General features: G+C 59.4%; 14 protein-coding genes. 7 read left to right on the top strand and 7 right to left on the bottom strand.

Annotated features, from left to right (window positions below):
* Window positions 1-35: 35 nt before the first annotated feature.
* The 3 genes from coaE to BW14_RS05740 form a co-directional block, all read right to left on the bottom strand.
* Entirely contained in the window at window positions 36-656 is a 621-nt protein-coding gene (gene coaE, locus BW14_RS05750) for a dephospho-CoA kinase (protein ID WP_140489512.1), read from the bottom strand.
* 206 nt (window positions 657-862) lie between these two features.
* Window positions 863-2,338 carry a 30S ribosomal protein S1 gene (gene rpsA / locus BW14_RS05745; protein ID WP_140489510.1) on the bottom strand — a complete coding sequence of 492 codons (1,476 nt, stop codon included), beginning with the start codon at window positions 2,336-2,338 and terminating at the stop codon, window positions 863-865.
* Window positions 2,339-2,605: 267 nt separating this feature from the next.
* On the bottom strand, window positions 2,606-3,481 hold the full coding sequence (locus BW14_RS05740) for a bifunctional methylenetetrahydrofolate dehydrogenase/methenyltetrahydrofolate cyclohydrolase (protein ID WP_044088527.1): 876 nt from the start codon (window positions 3,479-3,481) through the stop codon (window positions 2,606-2,608).
* Window positions 3,482-3,592: 111 nt separating this feature from the next.
* Between BW14_RS05740 and BW14_RS05735 the strand changes: the two genes are divergently transcribed.
* The 3 genes from BW14_RS05735 to BW14_RS05725 are packed head-to-tail and all read left to right on the top strand — an operon-like array spanning window position 3,593 to window position 6,629.
* Entirely contained in the window at window positions 3,593-4,849 is a 1,257-nt protein-coding gene (locus tag BW14_RS05735; RefSeq protein WP_140489508.1) for a metal ABC transporter solute-binding protein, Zn/Mn family, read from the top strand.
* 41 nt (window positions 4,850-4,890) lie between these two features.
* On the top strand, window positions 4,891-5,793 hold the full coding sequence (locus BW14_RS05730; protein ID WP_044088530.1) for an ABC transporter ATP-binding protein: 903 nt from the start codon (window positions 4,891-4,893) through the stop codon (window positions 5,791-5,793).
* Window positions 5,793-6,629, top strand: a complete 837-nt coding sequence (locus tag BW14_RS05725) for a metal ABC transporter permease (protein WP_140489506.1) — start codon at window positions 5,793-5,795, stop codon at window positions 6,627-6,629. The genes BW14_RS05730 and BW14_RS05725 overlap by 1 nt, the downstream gene beginning before the upstream one ends.
* 41 nt (window positions 6,630-6,670) lie before the next feature.
* Here BW14_RS05725 and ispF read toward each other — a convergent pair whose 3' ends face one another.
* Window positions 6,671-7,183, bottom strand: a complete 513-nt coding sequence (gene ispF, locus BW14_RS05720; RefSeq protein ID WP_140489504.1) for a 2-C-methyl-D-erythritol 2,4-cyclodiphosphate synthase — start codon at window positions 7,181-7,183, stop codon at window positions 6,671-6,673.
* A gap of 176 nt (window positions 7,184-7,359) precedes the next feature.
* A complete protein-coding gene (locus BW14_RS05715) occupies window positions 7,360-7,953 on the bottom strand; it encodes a CarD family transcriptional regulator (RefSeq protein ID WP_044088533.1) in 594 nt (197 codons plus the stop codon).
* Window positions 7,954-8,130: 177 nt separating this feature from the next.
* Between BW14_RS05715 and glgB the strand changes: the two genes are divergently transcribed.
* From glgB to BW14_RS05700, 3 genes are read left to right on the top strand one after another with little or no spacing between them, the layout of a single operon-like run.
* Window positions 8,131-10,383 carry a 1,4-alpha-glucan branching protein GlgB gene (gene glgB / locus BW14_RS05710; protein ID WP_044088534.1) on the top strand — a complete coding sequence of 751 codons (2,253 nt, stop codon included), beginning with the start codon at window positions 8,131-8,133 and terminating at the stop codon, window positions 10,381-10,383.
* 30 nt (window positions 10,384-10,413) lie between these two features.
* On the top strand, window positions 10,414-11,136 hold the full coding sequence (locus tag BW14_RS05705; RefSeq protein ID WP_044088535.1) for a response regulator transcription factor: 723 nt from the start codon (window positions 10,414-10,416) through the stop codon (window positions 11,134-11,136).
* The gene (locus tag BW14_RS05700; RefSeq protein WP_044088536.1) at window positions 11,136-12,218 is read left to right on the top strand and encodes a cell wall metabolism sensor histidine kinase WalK; all 1,083 of its coding nucleotides are present in this window, start codon (window positions 11,136-11,138) and stop codon (window positions 12,216-12,218) included. Before BW14_RS05705 ends, BW14_RS05700 begins: the two co-directional genes overlap by 1 nt.
* On the opposite strand, the gene BW14_RS05695 is transcribed toward BW14_RS05700, so the two are convergent.
* Both BW14_RS05695 and BW14_RS05690 read right to left on the bottom strand, forming a co-directional pair.
* Window positions 12,193-12,933: a ComF family protein gene (locus BW14_RS05695; protein WP_044088704.1), complete on the bottom strand. Its 741-nt coding sequence runs from the start codon at window positions 12,931-12,933 to the stop codon at window positions 12,193-12,195. The two genes, BW14_RS05700 and BW14_RS05695, sit on opposite strands and share 26 nt — an antisense overlap.
* 86 nt (window positions 12,934-13,019) lie before the next feature.
* Window positions 13,020-13,823, bottom strand: coding sequence for an HAD-IIB family hydrolase (locus BW14_RS05690; protein ID WP_044088537.1), 804 nt, complete (start codon window positions 13,821-13,823; stop codon window positions 13,020-13,022).
* An 86-nt stretch (window positions 13,824-13,909) separates the two neighbouring features.
* On the opposite strand from BW14_RS05690, the gene BW14_RS05685 reads away from it, so the two are divergent.
* On the top strand, window positions 13,910-14,338 hold the full coding sequence (locus BW14_RS05685; RefSeq protein WP_181162308.1) for a metallopeptidase family protein: 429 nt from the start codon (window positions 13,910-13,912) through the stop codon (window positions 14,336-14,338).
* Window positions 14,339-14,432: the final 94 nt, after the last annotated feature.

Below are 14,432 nucleotides of genomic sequence, written 5' to 3'. Positions count from 1 at the left end.
TTCAACACCATCCGACAGTCAAGATCGACAAGGGGCTATTCAACCGCTCTATTCATTTCGGAAAGGAAACCTTGATATATCTCATTGACTTGAGCCATCATCCTTGACATTGGCTGAGCGGAGTCGATGACAATGTCCGCGATCGCACGTCGTTCATCCTCGCTGGATTGATGACGGATACGCCCTTCGGCCTGTTCCAGGCTCATGCCTCGTTCCTCGACAAGTCTCTCGAGCCTCATGCACACGGGGGCCTCAACCGTCACGATGTGGTCAAAAGTGAACGGTATGTCATCGATGACCTCGGCAAGCAGCGGCACATCGTGCACGATAATTCGCGCCTCTGGATGATGCTGTTCGGCACGCGAGGCTTCAGCATAAATCAGCGGATGCTCGATGGCATCCAGACGCGCGCGGGCATCCGGCTGCGCATCCTTGCCGAACACATGGTCAGCCATCCAGGAACGGTTCAAAGTGCCGTCAACGTTCAAAACAGCCGAACCGAACTCCACCTCGATACGAGGCAATGCCACTCCCCCTGGTCTGACCACGTCATGGGCCAGCGCATCGTAGTCGATAAGCAATGCACCCAGTTCGCTCAGCCTCGCGGCCACGGTGCTTTTGCCCGCCGCGATGCCACCAGTCAATCCTATTCTCATAGACGCTATGCTAATACGCGATGCACTATTCCGGGGCCACGATGGGAGAATCCATGCACGGTGAAACATCCATGCGCATGAGAAGTGTGAAGGCTCCTGCAGCCAAACGTGTGGGACGTGCGAGCGGGCACATACAAGAAAACCCGACCACTATGGGTCGGGTTTCCTTATGCGCTAGGCGCTAGCAGCCTTGCAGTGCGGCTAACTCACTTGCCGAGCAGCTGGTCGCGCAGGGCGACGAGCTGGTCGGAATCAGCGAGCGTACCGGTGGCCGGAGCGGCGGAAGAGTAATTGGAGGTCTCCTCGACCGGCTTCTCTTCCTTCTGGCCCTGACCATCGGCGGCAGCGGACTCGGCAGCGTTGGCCAGTTCCTTGGCCACGAACTCCTTGTGCTCCTCCCACAGCTCGTGGGCGGCAGCATACTGGGATTCCCATTCCTCGCGCTGCTTCTCGTAACCGGCGATCCACTCGTTCGTGTTCGGGTCGAAGCCTTCGGGGTACTTGTAGTTGCCCTGCTCGTCGTACTCGGCCGGCATGCCGTAGATGGCCGGATCGAAGTCCTCGGAAGCCGGGTCGACGGAGTCGTTGGCCTGCTTGAGGGACAGGGAGATGCGGCGACGATCGAGATCGACGTCGATCACCTTGACAAACACGGTCTCGCCCGGCTTGACCACGGTCTCCGGGTTCTCGACGTGACGGTTGGCGAGCTCGGAGATGTGCACCAAGCCCTCGATGCCGTCCTCGACGGAAATGAAGACACCGAACTGGACGATCTTGGTGACCTTGCCCTTGACGATCTGGCCAGGAACGTGGGTGCGTGCGAAGCGCTGCCACGGGTCTTCCTGAGTGGCCTTGAGGGACAGGGAGATACGCTCACGATCGAGATCGACGTCGAGCACCTCGACGGTGACCTTGTCGCCGACCTTGACGACTTCGGACGGGTGGTCGATGTGCTTCCAAGACAGCTCGGAAACGTGGATCAGGCCGTCAACACCGCCCAAATCGACGAATGCGCCGAAGTTGACGATGGAGGACACCACGCCCTCACGGATCTGGCCCTTCTTGAGCTGGGACAGGAAGGTCTCGCGAACTTCGGACTGGGTCTCCTCGAGGTACTGGCGACGGGAGAGCACCACATTGTTGCGGTTCTTGTCGAGCTCGAGGATCTTGGCCTTGATCTTCTGACCGATGTACGGGGACAGGTCACGGACGCGACGCATCTCGACCAGGGAGGCCGGCAGGAAGCCACGCAGACCGATGTCCACGATGAGGCCGCCCTTGACGGCTTCGATGACGGTGCCCTCAACAACGCCGTCAGCTTCCTTGATCTTCTCGATGTCGCCCCAGGCACGCTCGTACTGAGCACGCTTCTTGGAAAGAATCAGACGGCCTTCCTTGTCTTCCTTGGTGACGACAAGGGCCTCAATCTGGTCGCCGACCTCGACGACTTCGTCAGGATCAACGTCCTTCTTGATGGAAAGTTCGCGGGAGGGGATCACGCCCTCGGTCTTGTAGCCGATATCCAGGAGGACCTCGTCGTGATCGATCTTGACGACGGTACCTTCGACCAGATCACCATCGTCGAAGTTCTTGATGGTGGAATCGACTGCCTTGATGAAGTCCTCTTCGGTGCCGATGTCGTTGATGGCGACCTTGGTGACTTCAGTGTTGTTCTCTGCCATGTAATTAATGGTTTCTCATAGAATGGATGGATAGTTACTCGATATTCAGTTATTCGCACGCCTTTACAGACATACAAATATTCAGGATACAGGCATCTCTGGCCAAAAATCCTCGATAATATCAGGCGTGTCGTCGCATCAGACTGTCGTCTGACACTGTCATCTGACGCGTGGGGTCGGGGTGCGCTGCGCCCGGGATCGCTCCAGGCCGCTCGGGCCAAGCTTTACGCCCGGCAACAGAACATCCCAACCCCACGCTCCGCTTGCCTACAGGGAGCGCTCTGCCATTTCCACCACGTTGGCGAGCAGCATCGCGCGGGTCATGGGGCCCACACCACCAGGGTTGGGCGTGTAGGCGGAGGCCTTCTCATAGCATGCAGGGTCCACGTCGCCCTTGATGCGGTATCGACCGGCTTCCTCGTCGAAGACGCGACTGACGCCGACGTCGACCAGCACCGCTCCCTCCTTTATCTTGTCGGGAGTCACAAAACCGGCCTGTCCCATGGCCGCCACAATCACGTCGGCACGCCTCATGTGGTCGACCACGTCCTTGGTACCGGTATGGCACAGCGTCACCGTGGCGTTCACCGCATTGCGCGTCAGCATCAGTCCGATGGTACGCCCGATGGTGATGCCTCGCCCCAGCACGCATATCTCCTTGCCATTGAGGTCGATGTCATAGGCCTTCAGCAATTCGATGACGCCTCGCGGCGTGCAGGGCAACGGCGTGGTGATTTCGCTGCGGACATGCAGCACAAGCTCACCCAGGTTGTACGGGTGCATGCCGTCCGCATCCTTGGCCGGATCGATCATGTCGATGATGGCGTTCTCATCAATGCCCTTGGGCAGTGGAAGCTGAACAATGAAACCGTTGCACGCCGGGTCTGCGTTGAGCTCTCTGACCGCTGCCGCTATCTGATCGAAATCGGCGTCGGCCGGCAGGTCCTTCCGTACCGAACGGATACCGATTTCCTGACAATCCGCATGCTTGCCGGCCACGTATTTGACCGACCCGGGATCCTCCCCCACCAGCACGGTGCCGAGTCCGGGAACCACACCCTGCGCCGCAAGTCGCGCGACACGCTTCGAAAGATCGGCCTTGATTTCGCCAGCGACCTTCTTGCCGTCGATCCTCATAGTCATCTGAAGCCCTTCCACGATTATTTCGGTGAATAAATGAACTGTATCGAAACGATAGGCTATCGTTGAAACAAGTCATACATGTATCGTCCACGCACGAAAAGAAGGCGCGTTATGGGGACTCGATTCGCACGACTTACGCGATACGCGGCAGCAGGCATCAGCGCCGTCATGCTGTTGGCTGCAGCAGCATGCGGTTCGCAACCGTCTGCGGCCCCCGGTTCCGGCGATTCATCCACCGACATCGACAAACAGGCGACAGGACCGATCACCGTGGTGTCGTCCATCAACCAGTGGGGTTCGCTGGCCGCCGAGCTCGGCGGCGATGACGTGAAGGTCACCTCCATCGTGAATTCCACCAACGTCGATGCGCATGATTTCGAGCCGAAGACCTCCGACGTGGCCAAGTTGTCCAAGGCGCAGGTAGTGGTGGCCAACGGCGCAGGATATGATTCCTGGGCGACCAAATCACTGGGGCAAGGTTCGAACCTGGTATCCGCGGCTTCTGTGGTGGGCGCCACGGAAGGCGACAACCCGCATCTGTGGTTCTCCAAAGACGCGCGCACCGGCATGGCCGAGGCGATCACCGAAGCGTATATCAAGGCCCTTCCAAGCAAGAAGAAGGATTTCGAACAGCGGCTGGCGACATGGAAGCAAGGGGAGCAATCCCTGGAGCAATGGGTGGGTGATTTCACCAAACACCATACAAAGAAGATCGCCTACGCGGCGACGGAACCAGTGGCGTATTACCTGATGTCCGATTTGGGGTTCGAGGACATCACACCGAAAGGCTATACGCAATCCACCGCGTCAGGCGGCGAAGTCGCCCCTGCCGACCTGCAATCGTTCCAGAAGCTCCTCGAGGACGGGAAAGCCGACGTGCTCGTCAACAACACGCAGGAATCCAGCGACGCCACGAACATGATCACCGGCACCGCTGGCCGCGCAGACGTACCGGTGGTGGACATCTCCGAGCAGATGCCCGAGGACGTCAATGCGCTGAACGACTGGATCAACCAACTCGTCAATACAATCATCGACGCCGTGGACCCCAGCTACGGCTGCGAATCTGACACTGAAAACGGCTCCGGTGACGGCAGTTCCTCCGAAGACGCATCGAGCTCCGACTCCGGGAACGCCAACGCCACCGAATCCGATTCCAACGGCACATCATCCAGCGATGATTCAAACGGCAACGCAACCTCCGCAGACGGCGAATCATCGAATGATTCCGGTGATGACGCCCCGACGTATCTGCGCGAATGCAAGGCGTCATCCGACGCAGCTGGCGGCAGCGGCATCTCGAAGGATGGTGCAAACTCTGCTGATGCATCAGCCGACGACGCCCAACCCGACCCGAATAAGCAGTAATTGAGAACGATTGTCAGCATCATTTGCCACAATCAGTGGCTATGAGCAAGAACCCCGACTGCATCGTCTTTGACGACGCCGCCATCACACGTGGCGACCATGTCATCTGGCAACACGGCACCTTCAGCATCCCCTACGGTTCGGTCACAGCCATCGTGGGCACCAACGGCGCCGGCAAAACCACCATGATGAAAGCGGAATTGGGGCTGCTTCCCCTGTCCCACGGCAGCGTCACTGTACTAGGCAAGCCGGCAGGCCAAGCAAACAAACGCATCGGATACGTACCGCAAAGCTATGTTTCCAACGTCGATTCCAATCTCACCGCCGAACAATCGGTACTGCTCGGTCTGACCGGCACACGATTCGGCATCCATCTGGTGACACGGGAGGAACGCGACAAAGCCCGACAGGCCATGGAATTCACCGGCATCGCAGACAAGGCGCAATACCGTCTTTCCGAATTGTCAGGCGGTCTTCGCCAGCGCGTGGCCATAGCGCAAGCGCTGGTGAGCGACCCTCAGCTCCTCATGCTTGACGAGCCGCTGGCCAATCTCGACCTAGCCAGCCAGCGGGCCGCCGTTCATGTGCTCGCGCGCCTCAACAAAGAACTGGGCATGACCATCCAGGTGGTGGCCCACGATCTCAACATGCTGTTGCCGATCATGACCGGCGCAGTCTACCTGCTCGACGGACACCCGCATTACGCGGATATGGGCAAGGTGCTTGACTCCGACCTGCTCACGCATCTGTACGGCACGCAGGTGCAGGTAGTGACCACACCACAGGGCGATATGTTCGTGACCCCGACACCGGATGAGCCGGATACCCAGATGCAGGACATGCATACGGCCACCGAAGTGGCGCAAATGCATCATCATGATCACGGCTCCCTGCATGATCGAACGGCAGTCGACGCTTCGGCTGCCGGAAAGGACGGCAAGTGATGGGTGATATCAATTTCGCATTCGACCCCGATTGGATGAGCACGCTCACGGCTCCATTCATGACCAATGCCTTCGTCGCCGGCCTGTTCATCGCCCTGGCGGCAGGAGTGATGGGGTATTTCACCATCGCACGCCACTCCACATTCGCAGCCCATGCGCTCGCCCACATCGGCCTGCCTGGCGCCACAGGAGCCGTGCTGTTCGGACTGCCCGTTTCGTTGGGCATGGGCGTGTTCGCCTTAGGCGGCGCACTCGTCATCGGCGCGCTCGGCAAACGCATCTCCGAGCGTGAGATCGCCACCGGTACGGTACTGGCGTTCGCCACCGGCCTCGGCCTGTTCTTCGCCCGACTGTCCAGCTCCGCATCGCAGCAAATGCAATCCATCCTTTTCGGTTCGATCCTGACCATCACCAAGGATCAGATCATCGGTTTCATGGTGTTCGATGTATTGCTGCTGATACTGCTGGCTGTCATCTACCGACCATTGCTGTTCAGCTCGCTCGACGAGCAGGTGGCCCAGGCCAAAGGCGTGCCGATTGGACTGATGAACGTGGCGTTCATGGCCATCATGGCTGGCGTCATCACCATCGCGGTGCCCGCCGTGGGGACTCTTCTGATCTTCGCGCTCGTCATCACGCCAGCGGCCACCGCCAACATCCTGGCGGGATCGCCGTTCAAGGCGATGGTCATCGCCAGTCTGCTGTGCCTGGTCTCGATATGGCTTGGACTGGTGCTTTCGGCAATGTTCCCCGCTCCCCCGAGCTTCATCATCGTGACGCTGTCAACCCTGTTCTGGGCCATCGCCAGGGCTGTATATGCCCTCAAAGCGCACTGACGCCTTATACAGCCCGCTCAGCAACAAACAGTTGTCGACGATCATCCCTCATCGCCAGCGCATCTGACCAGAGCGCTGGCGATGGCGGCAATGCCTTCACCTCGGCCGGTGAAGCCCATGTGATCGGTGGTGGTGGCAGTCACAGAGACACGACAACCGACAGCTTCGGACAGCACCGTCTCGGCCTCGATGCGGCGGGTACTGACCTTCGGGCGATTGCCGATGATGGCCACCGATGCGGAACATGGTTCATACCCGTGTGCGCGCATGAAGGCCACGGTCTCATGAAGCATGTCACAACCCTGCATACCGGCTCCATGAGCGGCGGCCCCCACACCGAACAATGAGCCGATATCGCCAAGACCACTCGCGGAAAGCAACGCATCAATCAGGGCATGGGCGGCGACATCGCCATCGGAATCGCCTTCGATGCCTTCATAGTGAGCGGGATCGGCACCTTGAGGCACAGGCCAGAACAGTCCCGCCAGCCACAGCGGACGCGAGGAGCCGGCAACTGCGAAGCGATGCGCGTCGAACCCCTGGCCTATCAGCATGCCATCATCCATATGACCTCTCCGATCGCCACGACGTGGCCTCAGTCATCATCGTTGTCCACACGCATCATGGCTGAAGCCGACGGAATTCCATAGAGAACGTCTTGCATATGCAAACGCCTTATATATATGCAGCAACGCCTCGGCCCCATCATCGGGCCAAGGCGTTGCTGTCATCACTTCTTCTTGGACTTCTTTTCCGCAGCCACCCGAGCGAGCGTGTCAGCAGCAGCCTCCTCAGGCTCCTCGGTATGGTGCTTCTCATCGCCGGGTTGTGCAGGCTCATAACCCAGATTCACATCGAGCAGACGCTGAGCCTCCGGCTCGTCGATCTTTTCGGAAAGGGCGATTTCGGATGTCAGGATGGCTCGGGCCTTAGTCAGCATCCGCTTCTCGCCGGCGGACAAACCATGCTCGTCCACATCACGCTGCGCAAGGTCACGAACCACTTCGGCGATTTTGTTGACATCACCGGTGGCGATCTTCTCGACGTTCAGCTTGTAGCGGCGGGACCAGTTCATCTCTTTCTCGATGATCGGCGTACGCAGGATCTCAAACACCTTCGCCACCTCGGAGGCGGAGACGATGTCGCGCACACCGACCTTTTTCGCATTGTCGACCGGCACATTGATGACCAGGCCATCAGAAGACAATACGGACAGCTGCAGGTATTCACGGGTCACACCTTTGACCGTCCGCTCGGTGATGGCCTCCACTTTTGCTGCACCATGACGTGGATAAACGACCATATCGCCGACTTTATAAGACATGAATCCTCCGAGAACTGACGGCTCACACACAAAAACTCGAATAATTGTGCCATCTGGCATGGACTGCGACGCTGATAGCGTTCACAATATGTACGACACGCGAGCAACAGCAGAATTTCGCCGCATTTGCCGCGTTAATACGGCGTTTTACGCGCTGACACACGTAGACTTTGGGGCATGGATACTGAAACCAAGATCAACGAAGATACCATCACCGTGCCTGTCGCCGAAAGCGACCTCGACGCCGTGAGCAATGGCGAGTTCTACAACCCGCACGAGATTCTCGGTGGGCACCTCGGCATCGGCAAGCATGCCGACACCGTGACCATCCGTGTTCTGCGCCCCTCGGCCAAAACCGTCGCCATCAACACCCAGGACGGTGATTACGTCATGCACCACGAGCACAACGGCGTATTCGTGGTGACGCTACCCGCAGCAGGAGACGCCAAGCATCCGGCAGTTCCCGACTACCGCATACGCACCGAATGGGAGAACGGCGAGGTCGTCATCGACGATGACCCCTATCGCTATCTGCCCACGCTCGGCGACATGGACACCTACCTGTTCGGCGAAGGTCGCCATGAACGATTGTGGGAGGCGCTGGGCGCCCATGTGCTCCGCTATGACGACCCGATGGGCGATACCCGGGGCGTCGTCGGCGAACAGCTGGTCGGCACTTCATTCTCCGTATGGGCGCCGAATGCGCATGCCGTGCGCGTGGTCGGCGACTTCAACGGCTGGAACGGACGACTTCACGCCATGCGTGAGCTGGGTTCCTCCGGCGTATGGGAGCTCTTCATTCCCGGCATCGGCGCAGGCGAACGCTACAAGTTCCAGATTCTCAACGCCAACCATCAGTGGGAGATGAAGGCCGATCCGATGGAGCGTCAGCATGAGGTTCCGCCGAACACGGCATCCATCGTGACCGACTCGCATTATCAGTGGAACGATGATGCATGGCTGGCCAAGCGTCGCGCCTCCGATCCGACCAGCGGCCCGGTCTCCATCTACGAGGTCCATGCCGCCAGCTGGAAGGAAGGACTGACATACCGGGATCTGGCCAAGCAGCTCGTAGACTACGTCAAACAAGAGGGATACACGCATGTCGAGTTCATGCCCCTCGCCCAGCATCCGTTCTCCGGCTCCTGGGGATACCAGGTCACCGGATACTACGCCGTGGATTCCCGCCTCGGCTCCCCGGATGATTTCCGCTATCTGGTGGACAAGTTCCATCAGGCCGGTATCGGCGTGATCATGGACTGGGTGCCCGCCCACTTCCCGAAGGACGGTTTCGCGCTCGGCCGCTTCGACGGCACGCCGCTGTATGAGGATCCGGACCCGTTGCGCGGCGAGCATCCCGACTGGGGCACCTATGTCTTCAACTTCGGCCGCCGTGAAGTGCGGAACTTCCTCGTGGCCAACGCCCTCTTCTGGCTGGAGGAACTGCACATCGACGCCCTCCGCGTGGATGCCGTCAGCTCGATGCTCTACCTCGACTACAGCCGCGAACCCGGTCAGTGGAGGCCGAACATCTATGGCGGACGCGAAAATCTCGAAGCCATCGACTTCCTCAAGGAGGCCACGGCCACTGCATACAAGAACAACCCCGGCATCATGATGATCGCCGAGGAGTCCACCGCGTGGCCGGGCATCACCGCCCCCACCAGCGCAGGCGGCATCGGATTCGGGCTCAAATGGAACATGGGCTGGATGCACGACACCCTTGAGTATCTGCATGAGGAGCCTATCAACCGCAAATGGCATCACAATGAGATCACCTTCTCGATGGTGTACGCCTATTCGGAGCATTACGTGCTGCCCATCAGCCATGATGAGGTGGTCTACGGCAAAGGCTCCGTCTACGGGAAGATGCCGGGCGACGGCTGGCAGAAACTGGCCGGCGTGCGCTCCCTGTTCGCCTACCAATGGGCACACCCGGGCAAGAAGCTGTCCTTCATGGGCAATGAGCTGGCGCAATGGGGCGAATGGAACCACGACGCCTCCATCGACTGGGATTGCCTCAACTGGCAGGAGCATCGCCAGATTCAGCATTTCGTCAGCGACCTCAATGCCTTCTACAAGGCGAATCCGGCACTGTGGAGCCAGGATTTCGATCCGGCTGGCTTCCAGTGGCTCACCAGTGACGATGCCGATCACAACACGCTGAGCTTCCTGCGCATCGGCTCCAAGGGGGAGACTCTGGCCGTAGTGGTCAACTTCTCCGGAGAGGCATGGTCCGATTATCAGGTGGCTCTGCCCACCGGCGGCAAGTGGACAGAGGTATTCACCACGGACGACGCCCAATACGGAGGGTCCGATATCCACAACGGCACGTTCGAGGCAGAGAAGGGCGAATACCATTCCCGCCCGTTCTCCGCGAAAATCACCGTACCTGCATTGGGGGTTGTATTCTTGAAGCCAGAAGACTGAACTAGCCATCAGGCTGAAAGGTAACTGTTTATGCTCAATACCACAGCACGTCAGAACACTGCTGCGCGCACGGTGCTGGTGGTGGAGGACGAACCGACGCTCGCCACCGCCATCGCCCAGCGCATCACCGCCGAAGGCTGGAGCGCACGCGTTGCCGGTGACGGCGCCTCGGCAGTGCAGGCGGCCTCGCAGCTCAGACCGGATCTGGTCATCATGGACATCATGCTGCCGGTGATGGATGGGCTCGAGGCAACCAAGCGCATTGTCGCCGAACGCCCGGTGCCGGTGTTGATCCTCACCGCACGCGATGACGAAACCGACAAGGTCATAGGGCTGGGTGCCGGCGCGGACGATTACATGACCAAGCCATTCTCCATGCGCGAGCTCATCGCCCGTTGCAAGGCATTGCTTCGCCGTGTGGAACGCGCCAAGGTAATCGCCAAGAACGCCGAGAACGAGAAGATCCTCGATTTCGGCGCCATGATTATCGATCCGGCGCAACGCATCGTCACACTGAACGGCGAACAGGTGCATCTGACCCCCACCGAGTTCGATCTGCTTGCCACACTGGCGCGCAGACCGAAGTCCGTGCTCACCCGCGAAAAGCTTCTTGAGGAGGTATGGGACTGGGTGGACGCGTCCGGCACGCGAACCGTGGACAGCCATGTCAAGGCGCTGCGTCACAAGCTCGGCGCAGATATGATTCGTACGGTGCACGGCGTGGGATACGCATTCGAACCTCCGACCGAGTGATGACACCGACTGCGAAACGCAAGCAATCCCGGCTTGGCGTCATAGGCGTCAAGCCGGTTGATTTGTTCTCCTCGTTGAAGCTGGAACTCAGCGCGCTCATAGTATGCGCCACCGCCATCGCTTTCATAATGTGCTGGTTCCTGCTGAAATACGGCTGGTCCGGTTGGATTGCCATGCCATTGACCTTGGTGGTGGCCCTGGGCATCACCTATTTCTTCTCACGTGGCATCACCGCTCCCCTGCGTCAGATGCGTGACGTGGCCGAGTCAATGGCCGACGGCGATTACACGGTGCGGGTGACCATCGATCCCGACCGGCATGATGAAGTGGGACAGCTGGCGCGCTCCTTCAACGAAATGGCCGAAGAGCTCGAGCATGCCGATAAGATGCGCCTTGACATGATCGCCAATGTCAGCCATGAGCTGCGCACTCCTGTCTCCGCACTGCAAGCCATGGTCGAAAATATGGCCGATGGCGTCACGGAACCCACTCCGGCCAATATGGAAAGCATCCTCACACAGACCCAGCGTCTGTCCGATCTCATCGCATTCCTGCTAGACCTGAGCCGTATGGAGGCGGGGGCCGCAAGCCTGAACATCGAACGGTTCAACGTCGCGCAGTTCCTGGATGAAACCATCGAACCTTTGGAAATCACCGATGGCGGGCATGCGCATGATATCCAGCTGCATGTGAACCCGGATATCACGATGGAAGGCGATCAGGATCGTCTCCGCCAGCTGTTCACCAATATCATCGCCAATGCCCTCAAGCATTCCCCGGATGGTACCACCGTGCTGATCGATGCACATGAGGATGCCAACAACGGCACCATCGTGACCAATGTCGTGAATTTCGGTTCTCAGATTCCCCCGGAGGATCGGTCCGCCATCTTCCGTCGCTTCGTCAAAGGCAAGTCCGGCCCCGGCACCGAATCCGGCGGTACCGGACTCGGTCTTTCCATCGCCCGGTGGGCCGCCCAACTGCACGGCGGCAACGTCAAGGTCGTCGACGACGACCGTGGGGCTGATTTCGAAATCACGCTGCCCAAATATCACATCAGCGAAGATCGAAATCCCGCATGACCGCGGATGCGAGCGTCAGTGCACCGACCACGTTCGCTCCCCCGAGTTCCAGAGCCTTCACGCATTGGCGCAACGTGGCTCCGGTGGTGATGATGTCATCCACCAGCACCACCGGGGCTTCCCGTTGCAACGCCTTTTCCCGAATCACGATTCGGCCTCCGATGCGCTTCGCGCGTTGCGCGGATGATGTCTGTTGCACGGAACGGCCACCGGACGCGTTGCTGGTCAATAGGGGTGACACTTCCGCCCGGATCCCCTGTGCACGCAACGACCTGGCCACCGCACGAGCCAAAGGCAAGGTATGCCTGCGTCCACGTCTGCGCATCGATTGCAATGACGATGGCGCAGGGACCACCAGCAGCGGCCTGTCTGCCGGGCATCGACCAGCCACTGCGGCACGAACCGTCAGCATATCCATGATGCCAGCGAACACGGCGTCAAGCTCCACATCATCATGATCCTTCCATTCCAGAATCGCATGTCGAACAGTGCCTTGATACACGGCAGCCGACCAGACCGGAACGCCTCTGGTATCCGGCGCTCCCCCGAGCGTAGCGCCACCTATGAGCTCGCGGCGCCGGCATTGGGCGAACAGCGCGGCACACTGCGGGCATAATACGGCATCAGGCCGGTCACAGCCGGCGCATCCGCGGGGAAACAGCAGATCGCGCACCGTTCGCCATGATCGATTCACCAGGCTGCCGGCATAGGACATGTATGGCGAGGCATGTGCCACCCCATCATTGTCGGCATGAATCATGCATGCCGCCGGCGTCTGCGGCCCGTTCATGGGATCGGCCCTTACGATTGCGCCGGTATTCTGGCCAACAGCGCATCCAGCAGTCCCAAGGCATCCTCGGGATTACGCACCTTCACCCCGACCGCACCTGCCTCGACTGCAGGGTAATCGTTCCCCTCCGGCGTCATGCGGTCGCCGACGAAGACGATGCTCGACACCGGAATGTCAAGCAGACCGGCGATGGTGCGAACCGCATAGGACTTGTCGATACCATGCTCACTGACGTCCACACTGGAGTATCCTCCCGCACGAACTTTCAGATCAGGGAAATCCTGTTTGACCAGCGCGGCCAATGCCTGTTTTCTGCTGTCGTCAGGATCCCATTGCCGTTTGGCCGCTACTGGGGCGTACTGGCCCAGCGCCGAGAACGTGATCTGGCTTCCTCGGTTCTCGATGCGTGGCCCCCATACCCGGTCCTCCCATAGATCGAGTTCCTTCGCGTGTCGTTCAAAGCTGGATGTGATGGCCTTCGCCACCGGCTCATCCAGATCGTGCGCGTAGATCAGGGTCCACTCGTTGCCGCGCCAACGATAATACCGGGAGCCTGAAGTGGGCATGACGTGAAGATTGTCCCGATTGGCTCGATCATTGAGCACATCCAACACCTGCATGGTCACTACAGCCATGCTGCCACCAGAAATAAGAGCCACCTGGCAACGGGCGGTGAGTTCGCTGAATCGTTCCACCATGGCAGGTTCCATCGGCTGCTTGGAACTGGCCAGCGTATTATCCAGGTCGAATCCGAAGAGGTGCGCCTGCGCGCAAAGTTCATCCAAATCAAGTTCGGTCCACGATTGCACAGGCATTCGTCGTGCCCTCCTCGCTGACGAGATTGCTATCACTGCACCAATCCTAGCGCATGTTGCCTTCGCCTTGTCCTATGGTGGAATACATGCTTCAGCCACCATGGAACGCCAGAGTCTACCGCAACCGTCATGGACGGGGCACGCGCACCCCGATGTTCGGCATTCGTATGCCGCGATACCGTACGCGTACCGGCATGTTCGACGATATGGTGGCGGCGCAGATCCGCCGATTGAATGACGCATGGCCCGAGCTGATCCGTCCATTGCAATTCGCGGTGGAAGACGTGCCGCCATCTGATCCGGTTCCCTGGCAGATCGAACCGAACCTGACGTCGCAGTGTTTCCCGGCATCGCATGGGATTCCCGCACGCGTGGTGCTGTACCGCATGCCTCTCCAGACGGAGGCGCCGACCAAGCTGGAATTGCAGCTGGCCATCCGTGATGAAGTGGTTTCACGCGTTGCGGAACTCTATGGTCGCCGCCCGGAGGAAATAGACCCCGATTGGGGTCTGTAATCGCTCATCTGAAGCCGCATGCATCCTGTCCGACACCCTGTCCGGCGAGCGAATTCCGTTCCACGCCGGCTATCATCGTCCGATAATCACCAAA

This window comes from Bifidobacterium sp. UTBIF-68, from assembly GCF_006408855.1.
Lineage (GTDB): Bacteria > Actinomycetota > Actinomycetes > Actinomycetales > Bifidobacteriaceae > Bifidobacterium > Bifidobacterium reuteri.
The sequence above is the reverse complement of the archived record's forward strand: the minus strand, read 5'-3'. Positions and strand labels throughout refer to the sequence as shown.

Coding starts and splice junctions, on each gene's coding strand:
- coaE (WP_140489512.1), bottom strand. CDS start 656: ATGAGAATAGGATTGACTGGTGGCATCGCGGCGGGCAAAAGCACCGTG.
- rpsA (WP_140489510.1), bottom strand. CDS start 2,338: ATGGCAGAGAACAACACTGAAGTCACCAAGGTCGCCATCAACGACATC.
- BW14_RS05740 (WP_044088527.1), bottom strand. CDS start 3,481: ATGACTATGAGGATCGACGGCAAGAAGGTCGCTGGCGAAATCAAGGCC.
- BW14_RS05735 (WP_140489508.1), top strand. CDS start 3,593: ATGGGGACTCGATTCGCACGACTTACGCGATACGCGGCAGCAGGCATC.
- BW14_RS05730 (WP_044088530.1), top strand. CDS start 4,891: ATGAGCAAGAACCCCGACTGCATCGTCTTTGACGACGCCGCCATCACA.
- BW14_RS05725 (WP_140489506.1), top strand. CDS start 5,793: ATGGGTGATATCAATTTCGCATTCGACCCCGATTGGATGAGCACGCTC.
- ispF (WP_140489504.1), bottom strand. CDS start 7,183: ATGCTGATAGGCCAGGGGTTCGACGCGCATCGCTTCGCAGTTGCCGGC.
- BW14_RS05715 (WP_044088533.1), bottom strand. CDS start 7,953: ATGTCTTATAAAGTCGGCGATATGGTCGTTTATCCACGTCATGGTGCA.
- glgB (WP_044088534.1), top strand. CDS start 8,131: ATGGATACTGAAACCAAGATCAACGAAGATACCATCACCGTGCCTGTC.
- BW14_RS05705 (WP_044088535.1), top strand. CDS start 10,414: ATGCTCAATACCACAGCACGTCAGAACACTGCTGCGCGCACGGTGCTG.
- BW14_RS05700 (WP_044088536.1), top strand. CDS start 11,136: ATGACACCGACTGCGAAACGCAAGCAATCCCGGCTTGGCGTCATAGGC.
- BW14_RS05695 (WP_044088704.1), bottom strand. CDS start 12,933: ATGTCCTATGCCGGCAGCCTGGTGAATCGATCATGGCGAACGGTGCGC.
- BW14_RS05690 (WP_044088537.1), bottom strand. CDS start 13,823: ATGCCTGTGCAATCGTGGACCGAACTTGATTTGGATGAACTTTGCGCG.
- BW14_RS05685 (WP_181162308.1), top strand. CDS start 13,910: ATGCTTCAGCCACCATGGAACGCCAGAGTCTACCGCAACCGTCATGGA.